Genomic DNA, 16138 nt, shown 5'->3' with positions numbered 1-16138 from the left:
TGTATTTATTGTTTAATTATTATGGATTTACCCATTCTGCCTTTGTGGATGAGGTGGCTTTCAAAACTTTGCCGGTTGCAAAGCCTGAGAAGTCAAATTCTACAAATTGTATCCACAGTTTTCCACTGCCTGCACTATAAATTTTTAAATTGGTATTGACTTGAGACATTAATATCATGGAATCAGTCGATGCGTCATAAGATAAATTTGATGTAGTGATGCTACTGCTATTCCGGAATGTTAATGCAGCATTATAGTTAAAAGTAAGCCGATAGTTAACATAGCTTTGTTCATAAAGTGTAAACCCATCGCTCAACCCACCGCCTCCACCGCTAACAGTACCCCACACAACAGAACCTCCGCTTTTCATGAGTACCTGCCCGTCAGACCCACCGCCTGGCAGACTAAACCGATTATAAAACATAGACCAGTCAGCTCCCGTAAGGGCACCTGTAGTGCCCTCATTTGCGGTGGCAATTGAAATAGTAGTTCCCGAAACATTGATTGCCCCGGATCCGGAATAGATAGGTATTGAACCCCAGTTCAGAATTGTGCCGGATTTTACTAAAACTTGCCCGTCAGATCCGCCGCCTGGCATCGAAAGTTTATTGCTAAACATCGACCAGTCAGCCCCTGTTAATACCCCCGTAGTACCTTCATTCGCAGTGGCAATTGAAATAGTACCTCCAGATATTGACAAAGGCGCTGATGCAGTCAGGGCGCTGGAAACGGTTTGCCATTCTGCTTTTGTGGATGAGGTGGCAACAAGTACTTTTCCGGTAGCAAAGCCCGAAAAGTTTATTTCCTTTTCCTGTAGGATTAACTTACCTTCTGTTGCAATTTTTATATTTCCCAGATAACTCTGAATATAAATGTGTGTGCCTTCGTGACCTGTAATAGAAAGAGAATACATATCGCTGGGACTCGCTGGCCACTGATCGAGGTGTATAGTTGCTCTTTCTGTATCAACACCGTCAACAACTGAATTATACGCTATACCAGCGTTATATACTAATGTCCCCGAAGTGTATACATCTTTGAATCTTATCAGATTTCTATGTGTTACAGCCAGATCTGCAGTAAATCCATCTGCCAGCTTATTATTAAAAGTCGTCCAGTTTGAGGCCGACAGTGCTCCTGTTTGCGAGCTACTCGCAGTAGCAATTGATATTACAGTACCAGAAACACTTATCGGCGAACTTCCCGAATAAACAGGCAATGTTCCCCAGGTTATTGCACCTAAAAATTTCGTCAATACCTGCCCATCAGTACCCCCGGCGGGCATCGTTATCTTATTATTAAAAGTATTCCAATCGGTTGAACTCAAAGCACCTGTAGTTGAAGCATTGGCAGTAGCAATCGATATTACGTTTGTTGTACCATTGACAGAAATCGCTCCGGTTCCGGTATATTTCCCAACCTCAATCCAGCCAGAATCATCCACACCATAAATACCTCTTATATATAGTTTTCCATCAAAATAAGTAGAGTACGGCCTACCAAAAGCCAGGTACGTTGCATAGGTAGAAACATCCGTACCAATACCCAACTTCATTACATGCCATTGGGTTGAGCTACCTGGCATCCCTGTTCCCGAACCATTCACAAACGTTGCCCCCCAGTTGGCCACCGAAGCAAAGGAACTATACTGCGTTGACGTCTGAAAACTACCCCATTCACCGACACGAACGCCTCCGATACGGTAATATGTCGAGGTATTTACATCCCCGGTTACATCTAACTTGTATGTTCCAGCATTAGTACCAATCCAAACGTTACCATTAAAGTAATTACCGGCAGTACCTGAATGATAGTTGTTCCAACGCCCGGCACCTGCAGGAATATCCCCTCTAAAGCCATGATTATTTGTCGCGCCAACTAAAGTAGCTGCAGCATAAAATGCAATTTGATTAGTAACCGTACTTCCGGCTCCAAACGTGCCCTGCGCCGCATCATATAAAACCATCCACGGCATCGTAAATGAAGCCGCTGCTGTGCTGGATGTAGTTCTAAAATATGAAACCGTGCTAGTTACATCTGATTGGACTGTGCCATCTGCTGAAATAGCCATTGAACTAACATTACCTGTTATATTCCTTGAAACGCGTAAGTTATAGCCTGTTAAGGCAGTAGTTCCAATCCCCAAAGAGCCTGCCATGTAATTATTAGCAGTACCAGCCATATAGATGTTCCAGCGATTTGCTCCAGCTGGTATATCTCCATAAAACCCATAATTATTAGAAGCACCGGTCAAGGACGAACCTACAAGGAACCCAATCTGATTAGTAACTGTACTACCCGCACCAATCGTACCCTGAATAGCAGCATAATGATAGGCCGATGCCAAAGTGAAACTGGCTGCCTGTGTACTTAACGACGTATGATTCATGTACGCCGCAGTAGTTACTCCTGATTGTATTTCACCAGAGTTTGAAATTCCGTAGGATGTCACGGCACCAGTTATTGTCTTCTGAATACGAAGCGCATATCCCGTTAATGTGCTAGTCCCAATACCTAAAGCACCGGAGAGAACTGTGACTAAATCACCTCTAAATCGCACAACTTCATTTCCATGTACCAGAAACTTATGTCCGTGCGTTGTTCCGTTTCCAAAGCCGGCCCTAAACACTAAATAATTTTCTGTGCCTGTGGCGGTTTGTCCGATGCTAAAAGCTGGCAATCCGTCGGTAGTAGACGGTTGCCCAATTCTAAAATCTACCATCGTCACATAATCAGAAGCACTGGCGAAGTTTTGAAATGAAAGTGGAGTTGCAGTTTGCCCGGTTACTCTTAATAATCTTGCCTCTCCGGTTCCATTGATTGTTAAAATAGTGGCATCGTTTATAGTAAATCGATGCCCGTATGCACTATTCGTAGCACTTCCAGCCCGATAGATCAAATACGCTGAGGTAGAAGGGTTACTTAATCCAACAGAATAGGCAGGAACCCCGCTTGCAGTTACAGAGCCGTTACGATAATCAACCACGGTTGTTTCCGAACCTGCGGTTACAATATTACTCCCAAATATCAATTGAGCACCTTGCCCATTGATTGTATTTATATGAAGTGCCCCGGTTCCTCTGAAGGTGGCTATCTGCGTATTATTCACATAGAATGAATGCCCATCATTTGCAGTACTTCCGATGCTGGCTCTGTATATCAGATAATTATTAGCAGCACTGTTTCCGAACGCAAAACCATAAGCCGGCAAAGTGCCAGCTACCTGTCCTTCCCGCAGATTAATTGCCATACGGATTTGTGAACTATTCACAATAGTATCCTCAAATGAAAGCCGGGCTGTTGGTGTAGTTGCACCTCCTATATTCAGATTACCACTACTTTCGTAGATTACACTCACACCATGAGTAAGCGCACCGGTGTATTTCGCTAAATACCCGTCCGTGCCGGCTCCTGAAATTTTCGCATCCAACGCAGTCTGCAAACCAGTAATGCCCGAGATAGCAAGCGCGGGGATATCACCGGCCACCAGATTTCGGAAGGTAGCAGCCCCGCTACCGGACGATGGCCCGGCAAATACCGAATTCTGCGCACGGCTGGTAATCAAGGATGGATAACGGCCATCCAAATACGAAAGGTTGACATTGATAGTCACGTCTCCGGTGCCGGCATCTGCTCCGGATGAGGACAATGATATTCCATCCCCGGCTATAGCCTTTGTAATTACTGAGCTTCCTGCAGTAGTTGTATTCAGGTCTGGTCTTGTAATAGATCCGTCTAATACCTGTGTACCTTTGACATTTGTTCTTGCCATGATCTATTTAAAATAAGAAACCACAATTTTATCGTCCGTCGTCGGAGCCACAGCCATTGTAATTGTGCTCCCGCTAATTGTATAATCGTTACCCGAGCCGGGTTCCTGAAGTACTCCGTTAAGATAAAGTTCCTCTGTTCCGGTTGTAGGCGCATAGGCCAGTGAGAAACTCGTATTTACCCCATTCTTTGTACCTGCCGGCGCTTCTCTTGTTACACGATTCTGGGTGATTGATATATAATTCTGAACTACGGCTCCGGTTACTCGTCCGTAAGCATCAATCGTGAAGCCCTGATATGCACCCGGAGTGACAGCCGTAGTAGCCAGATCAATTGTATCGGTGTTGACAACTATTCTGGCTGAAGATGCCGTTCCTATATCCAGCGTATTACCACTTTTTGTTAAACCGGCCCCGGCTGTAATTTGGCCGGCACCAGAAAACTGCACCCAGTTGATGCTGCTCGTGCCAATCGTAATTACCCCATCTGTACTTAGTAACCAGCCAGAATCTGCATTGGCTGTACCTTCCGATACGAATACAAACGAACCTGCTTTCAATTCTCCGGCCGAATCTGCGTCTGCCGCTCTGCTCCAGGCACCTACTGCACATACATAAATGCCGTTCTGACTGGCTGTCGACTGGTTTTTCACCAATACCCTGTCTCCGGCAGCTACTGAAACCCCGTCGATCGTCTGCGTGCCAGACAAACTGATATTGACTGTCGTAGCTATTCTCACACTTTCTTTGCCCGATAAGCCCGCAGCTGAGTTTTGCACATCTACCAGCCGGGCGGCATCGTTGCCGGAAACCGGCGCCCCGAGGTCAGTAATTTTATTGTTACCCATCGACATATCGGCCGTAAAAGCAACCGAACCGTCTTTCTTGACAAAGTTTCCGCCATCGGCTAGTTTAGAACTGGCAATAGCCGCTCCTGACGCCACATCTGCATTCTCAATCTGCAGATTTTCAATCTGCCTCTTCCTAATTTTCGAAACTGCCATAATTATTGTTTTTGAAAGTCTACCACTAAATTATCATCTTCATAAGGCGCCAGCGCAAAGGTTATCTGATCCGGCCCCGATTCCACATAATCAGCAGAAGCTCCGCGAAACTGCCTTACTCCATTAATAGATACTATTGTTGAACCCGCCACAAATGCCGCGCTGGTCTGAAAAACTCTATTGATACTGTTCTGAACACCTATGAGTCCGTAATCAGAGGTGAGCGACGGAAATGCCTCAGGTATACCGACTATATACTGCCAATCATTTACCACAATATTCTGATCCGGAAACGTAACCTCCCGGTCTTCGGTGAGCAAACCCAGTCTAAAACTGGTAAGATAGCCACTCTCATTTCTTATACCCATGTCACCTAATACCTCTATAAGGCCACCGGCCATTCCGACTTTCACCTGTCCTGATTTCTTCCCTACTTCCAGCATGGGTGTATTCTGAACATACTCCGGTATCTCTGCTATCATCTGCGTATCACTTCGCCAGTCAGTTTTCCGGCGTACAGGGTCATCCTTTGGGTTGGGTACCGGGTCACCATGAATAATATTGTGCGCTCTAAAAATCCGCATAACATTTGTAGTGGGCGAATCCTGAATGACAAGACTATATTTGTAAGGCCTCAGAATATCTCTTGTAAACTCTGCAATCTTGATCCGGCTGTTGATAGCCAGGGCATCGTCCAGTATATTGACCGTATCGCCGACTTCAAAAACATTTAATGTACTTGCTGTGCTTTTAATAAAACCCTCATCCAGTTCCAATGAATATTTCAGTGTAGGATACGAGTACGAATCAAGATAATCGAAGGTCTTCTGAAGCAGTTTATCTTCAGCCACGTTAATGTACGACTGCGGCATCATGATGTCTACAATTACGTAGGTATCACCAATATTGATATGGAAAGCAGTTCCATTAGGATCATCAGAGGGCATACTGGTCCCTTTGGGGTCTTTATTCTGAGTAAGGGTAAATGTCTGTGACGAATGATCATACTTTGAGATTTCAAATTCATATCCGGCCAGATTTCCGCTTTGAAAAACAACCTTCGCCTTATTACCAGGTATCAAATAAGTGGACTTGTCACCAATCTTTTCGTTCAAGTCAAAATCCATCGTGGCGTCTGAAAACTCCTCTCTTTTAGAGGCGTTTATACTGGTAACTACTCCGGTTCTGTTCGGATAAATCTCTTCAAAAATAACGCTACCCTCAAAGATACCGAAGGCTGTCACTGACGTGCTTTCTACCGTTGGCAAGTCATAATCGCCGCCTATTCTTAGCCGTGGAGAAGAATTCTTATAATTGGCCGGCAGGTTTTTACTGCTGCCATAAGAATACACCGTATTCACCATGTTTCTGGTGTCTACGTTTTCTCTGGTCAATCTATAAAGGCCCTTCCCATGCCCGTATTTAAAGCTGTAATCGAGCGCTGCTCCCAAATTTTTGATGTGCAGAATAGTCTGTGTCGACGTTTCTGTAAAAACAAACTCCTGCTTATACTCTTCACAAAGTCTTTGCAGCACTGTAAGACAATTTTCGCTGTTAAATGTAAGATTTTTGGTCTCCGTACCTGAGGGGAACGTTCCTAACGCAAATTTGTTTGGTACAAATATCCTGTTCAGATTATTAATGAGCACGTTCAGAAACATCTCCATATCGCCTATCAGACTGAAATCAGAAGCCATATTAACGGAATCTATGTCTGTATTCCGGTAAGAGGCCCTCGACAAATCATACTGCGGCCCTTCAAATATCAATTCATATTGATACTTTCTCTCGCTGTTTTTGGTAACGGTGGGCAACTGGTTGATTTTATACTTCGTAAGGCCGAAAATCCTGATGTAATCGCCGATTCCAAAGTTTCTTGTCGTTGCCGACTCCACAGTCATAGTAATGATATCCTGCCCCAGCAATGCCTTTTTATGCTCCGCTTGCTTAATAACACTAACCGTACTGTGGTCATTAATAGGTTCGGATGTTCCGTTAGAATGATATATCAGTATTTGTTCCATACTACGTCTGCATTGGTTTTTACAAAATCTTCAATCTCTTCTATTACCCCGCACAGCAATATGTAATGTGGGCCGGCAACAGTATACGTGTGCGATTTAAGCACACTTGTGCCGAATACATTCAGGGTCTTCTGTCCGTCTCCCCAATAGATATCAATCGGGTCTTTACTGGTAAATTGCAAACTAACGGTAGTAGATGTACGTACAAGCAAACGTTTGATCGGCGAAGGCTCAATGAGCTTCAATGTAAAGGTGCCGAACATCTCGCCTTCATGCCAGTGCTTGTCGATGCTTACACCATCGACCGTGTATACCATATAAATAAGTGGCTTACTGGCAATGTGCAGTTCGAGCGTGCGAAGCCCCGGTTTCTGAAAAATTTCCAGAAAAGTCCGCACCTTATTAAAAAAATCAAGTTTCCCGGAGGCTCTGATAAAACACTCCAGTTCAATTTCCCGGTTATTGTATCGGGGGGCAGCTAAATCAACAACAGTTCCGTGAGAATCGGGCCAATCAACGGTTTGCGGTTCTTTCATGGTCGGTATATCCTGCATACCCTTTGAGGTACTGACATACACGCCCAGATTCAGAAAAGGAACCCCGTCAATTTTATAAGTTAGTATGGATTCAGTGCCCGGAATTTCAGGTAATATATCTTCCGGCATCTTTATATTTATTTGATACAAATATAACATTTATACTTATATAATAAGCATGAATCAGGAAAATTATTTTTGTAATTCCTACCCCAAAAATGGATAATGAAAACAAAAACGGATAACCAACTGACCTTGTAATAATGCTACTTACCACTTGTTTTTCAATAGATTAGCTTTCTGGATATATATACGTAAAATCAGCTTTTTAGCTATCAATCATGTCAGGTTTAGTAATAATATCTCTACAATGCTCTTATAACCCGAGCAACACCTATCCTATTGTTAGTTGCCGTTTTCAAAAAAAAATCCAATTTATTTTGATTGAATTCTGTACATAAAAAAAACATTAAAAATGATTATGGGCTTTTCTTTTTAGTTTTTCTTTTATTAACTTGCCAGACAAATAAACCAAACTGTTGAAACAAACAGCTTTTCATATTTGTCAGAATTAATTATTGTATCTCTTGTCAGGAACTTTAATTCTTCAATTATGACTGGCTGGCTCAAAATCGTAGCATAAGCAAATTTCCTTTCCCTTGTTTTATAATTAAATACTCGTAATCTACTCAACGTAATTACTAGTTTTTACCTGTGTTCTATTCAAAATGAACATGTGGCTGGCTGCGCATTATTAATTCTGAGAAATAACTAAACGCTATTGAGCAACCTATTATAAAAATGAAAACATCGGCTGCCAAAAACACTGCCTATCTGGACTTCCTGCGAGCATTGGCAATTACCATTGTTGCATCAGCGCATACAAGTAAGTTCGTCATTGAATTCAACACTTCCAATTTTGATTCCCACGTTAAGCTGGTTTTATGGCAAGCACTCCAATTTGCTGTACCTATGTTCTTGTTTATCTCCTGGGGATTTATGTCAAAAAAGGCAATCACTTCAAAATCAGAATATAGCACTTATCTGAGAAAGCATATTCCGCGCATTATTATTCCTTTTCTTGTATGGAGCGTCATTTACAGTATAATTTCTTTGCTTTTGGGAGCAAGGTTACTCGAAGTACTCAAAAGATTCTTTATATTTCAGGCAGCAGTACCTCTCTATTTTGTTCTTTTGCTGGTTCAGCTCTACCTGTTGCAACCTATAATAGCATGGCTCGCCAAAACCAGCAAAACCGTACTTTTGGCCTTATTGATAACTCTCGCATTTTGTCTGATCTGTGAGTATCTCCGCTATTGGCTCAATATAAGAGTCCTTTTTATTATGGAATACGGTAATGCATTAGGTTGGTTGATTTTCCCGGTGCTGGGTATCTATATTAAAACTCACAATCCTAAACTGAATACCGTTGTTTGGCTATTGCTCAGTATTTTTTTCCATTTGCTTTCAGTTTTTCACACCTACTTTCTGATTGATCGGTTCAATCAGCCCGAAAACGCACTTTCTGCAATGAAAGCCTCCTCTTTATTGTATAATGTGTCAATGGTTTTATTCTTTGTTTCGATTAAAGAAAAATTTACATACAACCGCATGACGGCCAGAATTGCAGGCATATCATTTGGCATATTTTTAAGCCATATATTTTTCAGTATATGCCTGCGCCATATTATGTATTTATTTCTTGGCGAAGGTTTCCGCTTCGGCAGTTTTTGGTTTCAATTTCCGATAGGTTTCCTTATCATTTATCTGTGTTACCTAACGAGCAAGCTTTTAAGAAAATATACGTCGAGGCAATTCAGTAAATACTTTGGTTTTTAGTGCATTTGCCCTGCCAAAGCAGCAACGGTTTATTCAACATAAACCGTTACTTTTATTTTTTTGGCTTTAGGGCAGAACCAGGCCGTGTAATTCTCGTTTTCCTCGTTCAGGTAGTGAATCAACCGCTGAAACTGCTGCGTATCAATTTTTCTTGCAAAGGTTGTGCTATGGGCATTAATTGCTATCACGTATTTTGATTATACGTACACTATTATTTATTTTGCACATCAGAAGACAGACCTATTCACTAAAACTTAAATTAGTGTTCTATCTAATTCTTTTATTAAATACCTTATGTATTGCTTTTTCTTTTTGATTATTTTGATTTGACTAACTAAAGACCTTAATATAACATTGTGACCATAAAAACCTTACCTACCTTAAAAACGTCTGTCAAATGAACCAACTGAAATCGCCGGATAATGAAAGGGTTGTAATTTTTGATTATATAAAGATAAGCATCATAATACTTGTTATTTACGGACATGCTCAATACATTCTGGTCAATAAAGAAAACGGAGAACCATTGAGCCATTCGCTTTTAAACTTCACCATCTTATTTAAGGTTTTTGCTCGACAGACTTTGTTATGCGCTGTGCCGCTTTTCCTGTTTATTAGCGGCTATTTAATGTCAAAGAAAACGATTAAGACAAAATCAGAGTATATCAACTATCAAAAAAAACAAATCCCTAAAGTCTTTATTCCTCTTCTTGTCTGGAGCATCATTTACAGTATATATAGCTTATTTTATGTTGGCGAAAGCATAGGCCTTGTTGTTAAAAAATTTGTGTATTTTCAGGCTGCCGTTCAGTTTTATTTTATACTTCTTATCATACAATATTACTTACTTCAGCCTTTAATCATACAACTTGCAAAAAACATAAAAACATTACTGTTTGCATTTTCGATAAGTATTATAACTTGTCTTCTTATTGAATATCTGGTGTATGCTTTAAATTTCGGCATTCCCCTTTCTTTATATGCCGGAAACTTTTTGACATGGCTTATTTTCCCGGTTCTCGGAGCGTTTGTTCAAATACACAACCCAAAACTTAAACCTACTACCTGGCTGATATGTACTGTGCTTCTTCTTGCCATTTCCTTTGCCCACTCAGTTTATGCGTTGATTAACTATACGCAGTTAGGAGGTGCAATAACAGCAATGCGGATCACAACATTTTCTTACTCCGTAGCGCTTATATTGTATATTGTTTCGATTAAAGAGAAAATCACTTCAAATAAACCACTGGTTGAAACGATAGCCGGAATGGTTTTTGGCGTATTCTTCGTTCACTTATTATACCTGCGCATTTTACAGGATTTAATCGGCAGATTATATGGTAAAGCGCTCTTAGAAAACATTTTTGGAGAAATTTTAATAACTTTCGTTGTCTTGTTGCTAAGTTTAGCAACCGGAAAATTACTGATTCGAATCAATAAACAGATATCTGCCAAATATTTTGGCTTTTAGGCGAGTTCGATAAATCTGGGAATGTACGTCAGTATTTTAATAAGCCGTTTCAGAGTCTTTGTCTATTCTTTGCCGTGGCTTTTATAAAAATGTTCTGCCTGTTTCTACTCAACATAAACCGTTACTTTTATTCTTTTGGCTTTAGGGCAGAACCAGGCCGTGTAATTCTCGTTTTCCTCGTTAAGGTAGTGAATCAACCGCTGAAATTGCTGCGTATCAATTTTTCTTGCAAAGGTTATGGTAAACCCCTCATTGCCTGCAGCGAGCGCAATGTCTTCATGAAGCAGCTCGTATTTCTCGAGCAAAAACATCAACTCTCCTCTAAGGCTGTTTATTGTTTTTTTCATAGATTCCCCATTCACTGGTATAGATACCCCGGCAATGACTCAACAAAAATAAAAAAATAGTACATACAAAGCCAAGGAGTTTCTATAAAAGAAAAATACCTGAACCGGGCCTGTAGTTCACTAAAATTCAAAGCTCTGAAAACGTTTGCATACGTTCGCCGTGGTTTAATGCCGGTCTGCATATAATGCTCAGGCACCACATCAGACAAGCCGATTTGTTAAAATCTCGCGTAATGTATCCGCTAAATAACTTTATTTTTTATTGTTTGATAACTTATCCGCGATACTCTAATTTTACCACGGAATATTAAATCCTGATGTCGGAACATCAATGATTCCGTATTGCTTCAAGAAAGCTTTTGCCTGGAAACACACCCATGCCGCTTAACCTTAGAATACCGCCTGAAAACACTAGAAGAATGAAAGGAAGCGTGAGGCTGATACCTGGCAATAAAAGTGGCAGATATCTGTAAATTTGGCAGGCATTGTCTGTTTAATCACCTCATCAATTTAGGTTCAGTATTGAGTTTATTGACAGGGGGTTTCAGCAAATCGGTTTTAAATAGTTACGCATACAACATTATTTAATTATCAATATCCGGACCTACAGTATTAGCTTTTCACCTGCTGTTTAAACAATAACCTTTGCAACCTTTCTCATTCTGCCTTTTATAATTATATTGCTGTAGCAATTTTATAAATACCTGTATCACTGCCTTTTCAGTTGAAACCGGCAGTGTAATCATCAATTGAAATTGAGCCAAACCCTTATCAAACTGAATGAAGATTAAAAGATTGCTTTGTGTCGACGACGATAAAATAACATTAACCCTCATAAGGCTGGTGGTGGAAAAAAACTCTTTTGCGGAAGAAATAACCACCAAACAGAACGGAAAAGAAGCGCTGGACTATTACGCCGACTTAGTCGCAAACCACAACACTGACCAATACCCTGAGTTGATTTTTCTTGACCTGAACATGCCCGTGATGAACGGGTGGGATTTCCTCGACGAATTTACCCATCGCTATTATCCTTTATTCAACAAAACCAGAGTCGTAATCCTGTCGTCATCAACAGATCTGGTAGAGAAGACTAAAGCCGAGCAATACCCCATGATAATCGATTATTTAACAAAGCCTCTCACCATAGTTGCATTAAGCAATTTAAAAGTATAATTTTGTTCGGATAGTCAACTGCTGCCAAATTCTTCAAACGTATTTTGCTCTTTAAAAAAAAGTACTTAACCTATTTACTTAAAAGCTGCTTATGTGCTTATATTTATACGCATATGTACGCAGAATTTAAGTTCACTTTGAATGACATACCGTATTCATGAACGATGATATATCTACACCGGCTGATAATACCCCGGCCGACCCGCAGCAAAAAGCGGGTGAAATACGCAACAGCCTGAAGGAAATAATCGATTACCAAAGCCTGATGGAAGACTATGTTGACGAAAGTTACATGGTTGTAGATAGTCGTTTAATCATTGTTAAATTCAACCAGGGATTCCGCGACATCTGTTTTAATTTCTCGGGGTTCGAGCTCAAAACTGGCGAAAGTATTCTCAATTTTGTTATCGAAGGAAGAGAGGAAGCAGTGCGCGACTATTACCGGCGCGTATTGAATGGAGAAGAACTTGAAATAGAGCTGAATCTGCCCGAATACAATAATGATATTTACAGTTTTAATACCAAATACAAACCCATTTACGATTCCGCCGGGGCAATCACCGGTGTTTATGTTTCTACCGCTAACCTGACTCCTACCCACAAAGCCCTTCTTGAAAACCGTAAAAATGAAATCAAATACCGGAATATTGTTGAAAACTCGCTCGACGCTTTTTTCTTCAACACGGCCGACGGTAGAATTCTGGACATAAACAACGCCGCAGTAGATCTTTTTGGTTATAGTCGTGAAGAATTCATGCTGCTGAATCGCTCCGACATCATGGAAGATGTAGACGGCGCCATAGCCGATTATTACTCAGAGGGAGAGAAAAAAGGCAAAATGAAAGGCGAAGCAATCGGTATCCGGAAAAACGGCGAGCGTTTCCCTTTCGAATTCTCGGCAGTGATCTATAATGATATCGACATTAACAACGAACAACGGATCTGCACGTTTATCAACGAAACTACCGTACGAAAAAAAGCAGAAAAGATAATAGAACTCAGCGAAAAGCGGTTCCGGGCGCTTATCGAAAACGCCACAGATATTGTTCTGCTTACCAACGAAATCGGGGTGGTGCAATATGCCAGCCCGTCTTTTGAACGTATAACGGGTTATTCGTTCGAAAGAATTTCAAAAAACCATATCATACTCATCTCGAACATTAACCCGACTTGCCTTGATCACCTGAAAGAAACTTTTCATCAGGCTTTGGCCAATCCGGGGGTTGCCATTCCGAGGTTATTCCAGTTGAAACACGCAAACGGGCATTACATATGGCTGAAAGGGGTAATCACCAATCTGCTGCATGAAGAAAACGTAAAAGCCATTGTAGCCAATTATCGTGACATCACCGAGCGCAAAGAAGCCGAGGCCAAACTGGCAGCACGCGAAAACCGTTTTAAAGCGCTGGTGGAAAAGGGCGAAGACATCATTATTCTGACCAGGCCTGACGGCATCGTCTCTTACGTAAGCCCGGCTTTCGAAAAATTAACAGGCTTTGCTGCAGATGAAGTAATCGGAAAACACAACCAGGAATTAATGCACACTGAACAGGTTGAAGAAAGCAAAAACCTTGTTGAAAAGCTGCTGACAACACCCGGTTCTTCTTTACCCAGAACCAACCGCCTCAAGCATAAAGAGGGGCACTTCATCTGGGTTGAAGGCTATGTTACCAATCTGCTGCAAGACGAAAACATACAGGCGTTTGTATCCAATTTCCGCGATATCACCGAGCGTTTACAAGCTGCCGAGCTCGTAAGGAAATCAGAAAACAACCTGAAGGCCATCTTCGATAATACTTCTGAAGCCTTTTTGCTCATGGATACCGGCATGAACGTAAAAGCCTTTAACACTAATGCGCTAACGATAGGCTTTCTGAGCAACGACAAAGACATTGTAATTGGTGAACACATACTCAATTTTATTGAAAGCTCGAGGCATGCGATAGTAAGCCCGCTGTTTGAACGATCGATTAAAGGAGAAAATATTCAATATGACCGCCATTTTCAGAAACCTGCCGGTCTGTCGGCATGGATAGAGTTTTCGATCAACCCTGTCTATGAAGATGGCACCATTGTAGGCTGCTGCATAACCGGCCGTGACATCACCGCCAGAAAAGCCGCTGAAGACGAAATCAGAACGCGCGAATTACGCTTCAGGTCTATTCTTGAAAACAGCCACGATTTCTTATTGCTCTTTGATGCAGACGGCAGAATTGAGTTCTACAGCCCGGCTGTTGAAAAGATGTTTGGTGCAGTTAATACCAAACATACAATGTATCATATTCTGGACAGTATCCACCCCGACGACCAGAAGATTGCCCGGCAAAAACTGAAGCTGGCCTACAGCAATCCTTCAGAGCCTGTTCCGGTTACGTTCAGAAGAAGAAAAAACGATGGCACGTATGTATGGCTCGAAGGCACCTTCAGCAACATGCTGCACAGGCCCGAAGCAAAGGTTCTGGTAGCCAATTTCAGAGACATTACCGAGCAAAAACAATTTGAAGAGCAGCAGGCACTTTTAGTGTCTATCGTCAATTCGTCGGAAGATTCCATCCTGAGTATGGACCTCCACAAAACGATTCTGAGCTGGAACCAGGGCGCCGAAAAAATGTTTGGTTTCACCGCCGAAGAAGCTATCGGCCAGAGCACCACCATCATTATACCAGACGACCGCTGGCATGAAGAGACCGAAATCATCAACAGAATACAAGGCGGGGGCTCTGTAAAGCATTATGAAACACGCCGCAAGAAAAAAAACGGCGAACTGCTGGACATGTCACTCACTGTTTCGCCCATCAGAGACAACAAGGGTAATATTACCGGCGCCTCAAAAATTGCCAGAGATATTTCAGACAGAAAGAAATCGGAAGAGATTATCAGAAACAGTGAGAAACGTTTCAGAAGTTTATTAAAAAACAGCACCGACGGGCTGGGTCTGTTTTCGGCAGATGGCAAAATCATTGAAATGAGCCCGGCGGGTACAAGAATACTGGGCTTTGAAGATGACCAGACAATTGCCGGTACGCTGCGTGACATCGTCTATCCGGACGATCTGGAACTGATGAGACAGGTCTATTATGATTCAATTACCGACCCCTCAAAAATCAGAAATCTTGAGTGCCGTATTGTAACCACCAACGGGCAAATCAAATGGCTGGAAATCAGCTGCCAGAATCTGTTGTCTGAGCCTGCCGTGGGAGCCATCGTGATTAATTTCAGAGACATTACCGACCGGAAAGGACAGGAGATAGAACGTGAGAAATTGATAAAAACCCTTAACCAGAACAATAAGGACCTCCGCGATTTCTCCTACATTACTTCTCATAACCTGAAAGCCCCGCTTTCCAACCTAGTCGGGTTTGTGGAATTACTGGCTGATATTCCGATTGAAGACCCGACTCTCAAAATCATACTCGACGGCTTTAATGTTTCAACCCTACAGTTGAATAACACCATTAACGATCTGGTGAAAATACTGGTTACCAGAGACACCTACGATATTGAACAGAAAGAAATAAGCTTTGCCAAGATTTTCGGACTGGTGCAAGGCCAGCTTCGCAATCAGCTGACAGAAGCGCAGGCCGGCATTGAGCTCAACTTTGAAAAGGCACCCAGTGTGATTTTCAATGAAACCTATCTGGAAAGCATCTTTATGAATCTGCTTACCAATGCCATCAAATACAGGTCGTTCGACAGAACACTGAAAATTACCGTTACCACCCGAAGAGAAGACAGCACCATTGTGCTGACATTTGCCGACAACGGCATCGGCTTTGATGCAGCAAGGCACAAAGACAAGATTTTCGGACTTTATCAGCGTTTTCATGACCGCCCCAATAGCAAAGGGCTAGGGCTTTATCTTATTAAATCGCAGATGGAAAGCTTGCAAGGCAGCATAGAGGCCGATAGCACCGAAGACGTAGGCACTACGTTTACGCTGCGGTTTCAGGGATAATCTGGCGCAAACCTCC

Annotated in this window: 10 protein-coding genes; 4 read left to right on the top strand and 6 right to left on the bottom strand. The window is 41.9% G+C overall.

Annotated elements, in window-relative coordinates; genetic code table 11:
* Window positions 1–19 precede the first annotated feature (19 nt).
* The 4 genes from AC1RRY_RS18885 to AC1RRY_RS18870 are packed head-to-tail and all read right to left on the bottom strand — an operon-like array spanning window position 20 to window position 7463.
* On the bottom strand, window positions 20–3772 hold the full coding sequence (locus tag AC1RRY_RS18885) for a beta strand repeat-containing protein (protein ID WP_492821691.1): 3753 nt from the start codon (window positions 3770–3772) through the stop codon (window positions 20–22).
* A gap of 3 nt (window positions 3773–3775) precedes the next feature.
* On the bottom strand, window positions 3776–4774 hold the full coding sequence (locus AC1RRY_RS18880) for a hypothetical protein (protein ID WP_492821693.1): 999 nt from the start codon (window positions 4772–4774) through the stop codon (window positions 3776–3778).
* A 2-nt stretch (window positions 4775–4776) separates the two neighbouring features.
* Window positions 4777–6798 (bottom strand): hypothetical protein, encoded by a 2022-nt coding sequence (locus AC1RRY_RS18875; protein WP_492821695.1) that lies wholly within the window; start codon window positions 6796–6798, stop codon window positions 4777–4779.
* Window positions 6783–7463: a phage tail domain-containing protein gene (locus tag AC1RRY_RS18870; protein WP_492821697.1), complete on the bottom strand. Its 681-nt coding sequence runs from the start codon at window positions 7461–7463 to the stop codon at window positions 6783–6785. The genes AC1RRY_RS18875 and AC1RRY_RS18870 overlap by 16 nt, the downstream gene beginning before the upstream one ends.
* Window positions 7464–8135: 672 nt before the next feature.
* On the opposite strand from AC1RRY_RS18870, the gene AC1RRY_RS18865 reads away from it, so the two are divergent.
* Window positions 8136–9173, top strand: a complete 1038-nt coding sequence (locus AC1RRY_RS18865) for an acyltransferase (protein WP_492821699.1) — start codon at window positions 8136–8138, stop codon at window positions 9171–9173.
* A gap of 29 nt (window positions 9174–9202) precedes the next feature.
* Here AC1RRY_RS18865 and AC1RRY_RS18860 read toward each other — a convergent pair whose 3' ends face one another.
* Window positions 9203–9361, bottom strand: coding sequence for a hypothetical protein (locus AC1RRY_RS18860; protein ID WP_492821701.1), 159 nt, complete (start codon window positions 9359–9361; stop codon window positions 9203–9205).
* A 209-nt stretch (window positions 9362–9570) separates the two neighbouring features.
* On the opposite strand from AC1RRY_RS18860, the gene AC1RRY_RS18855 reads away from it, so the two are divergent.
* The gene (locus AC1RRY_RS18855; RefSeq protein WP_492821703.1) at window positions 9571–10644 is read left to right on the top strand and encodes an acyltransferase; all 1074 of its coding nucleotides are present in this window, start codon (window positions 9571–9573) and stop codon (window positions 10642–10644) included.
* A gap of 104 nt (window positions 10645–10748) precedes the next feature.
* Here AC1RRY_RS18855 and AC1RRY_RS18850 read toward each other — a convergent pair whose 3' ends face one another.
* Window positions 10749–10991: a hypothetical protein gene (locus tag AC1RRY_RS18850; RefSeq protein ID WP_492821705.1), complete on the bottom strand. Its 243-nt coding sequence runs from the start codon at window positions 10989–10991 to the stop codon at window positions 10749–10751.
* Window positions 10992–11771: 780 nt separating this feature from the next.
* Here AC1RRY_RS18850 and AC1RRY_RS18845 point away from each other — a divergent pair.
* Window positions 11772–12167: a response regulator gene (locus tag AC1RRY_RS18845; protein ID WP_492821707.1), complete on the top strand. Its 396-nt coding sequence runs from the start codon at window positions 11772–11774 to the stop codon at window positions 12165–12167.
* 157 nt (window positions 12168–12324) lie between these two features.
* Entirely contained in the window at window positions 12325–16122 is a 3798-nt protein-coding gene (locus tag AC1RRY_RS18840; RefSeq protein ID WP_492821709.1) for a PAS domain-containing protein, read from the top strand.
* Window positions 16123–16138 lie beyond the last annotated feature (16 nt).

Source organism: Emticicia sp. GW821-FHT11C11 (assembly GCF_058808615.1).
This window is presented reverse-complemented; position numbering and strand designations above follow the sequence as displayed.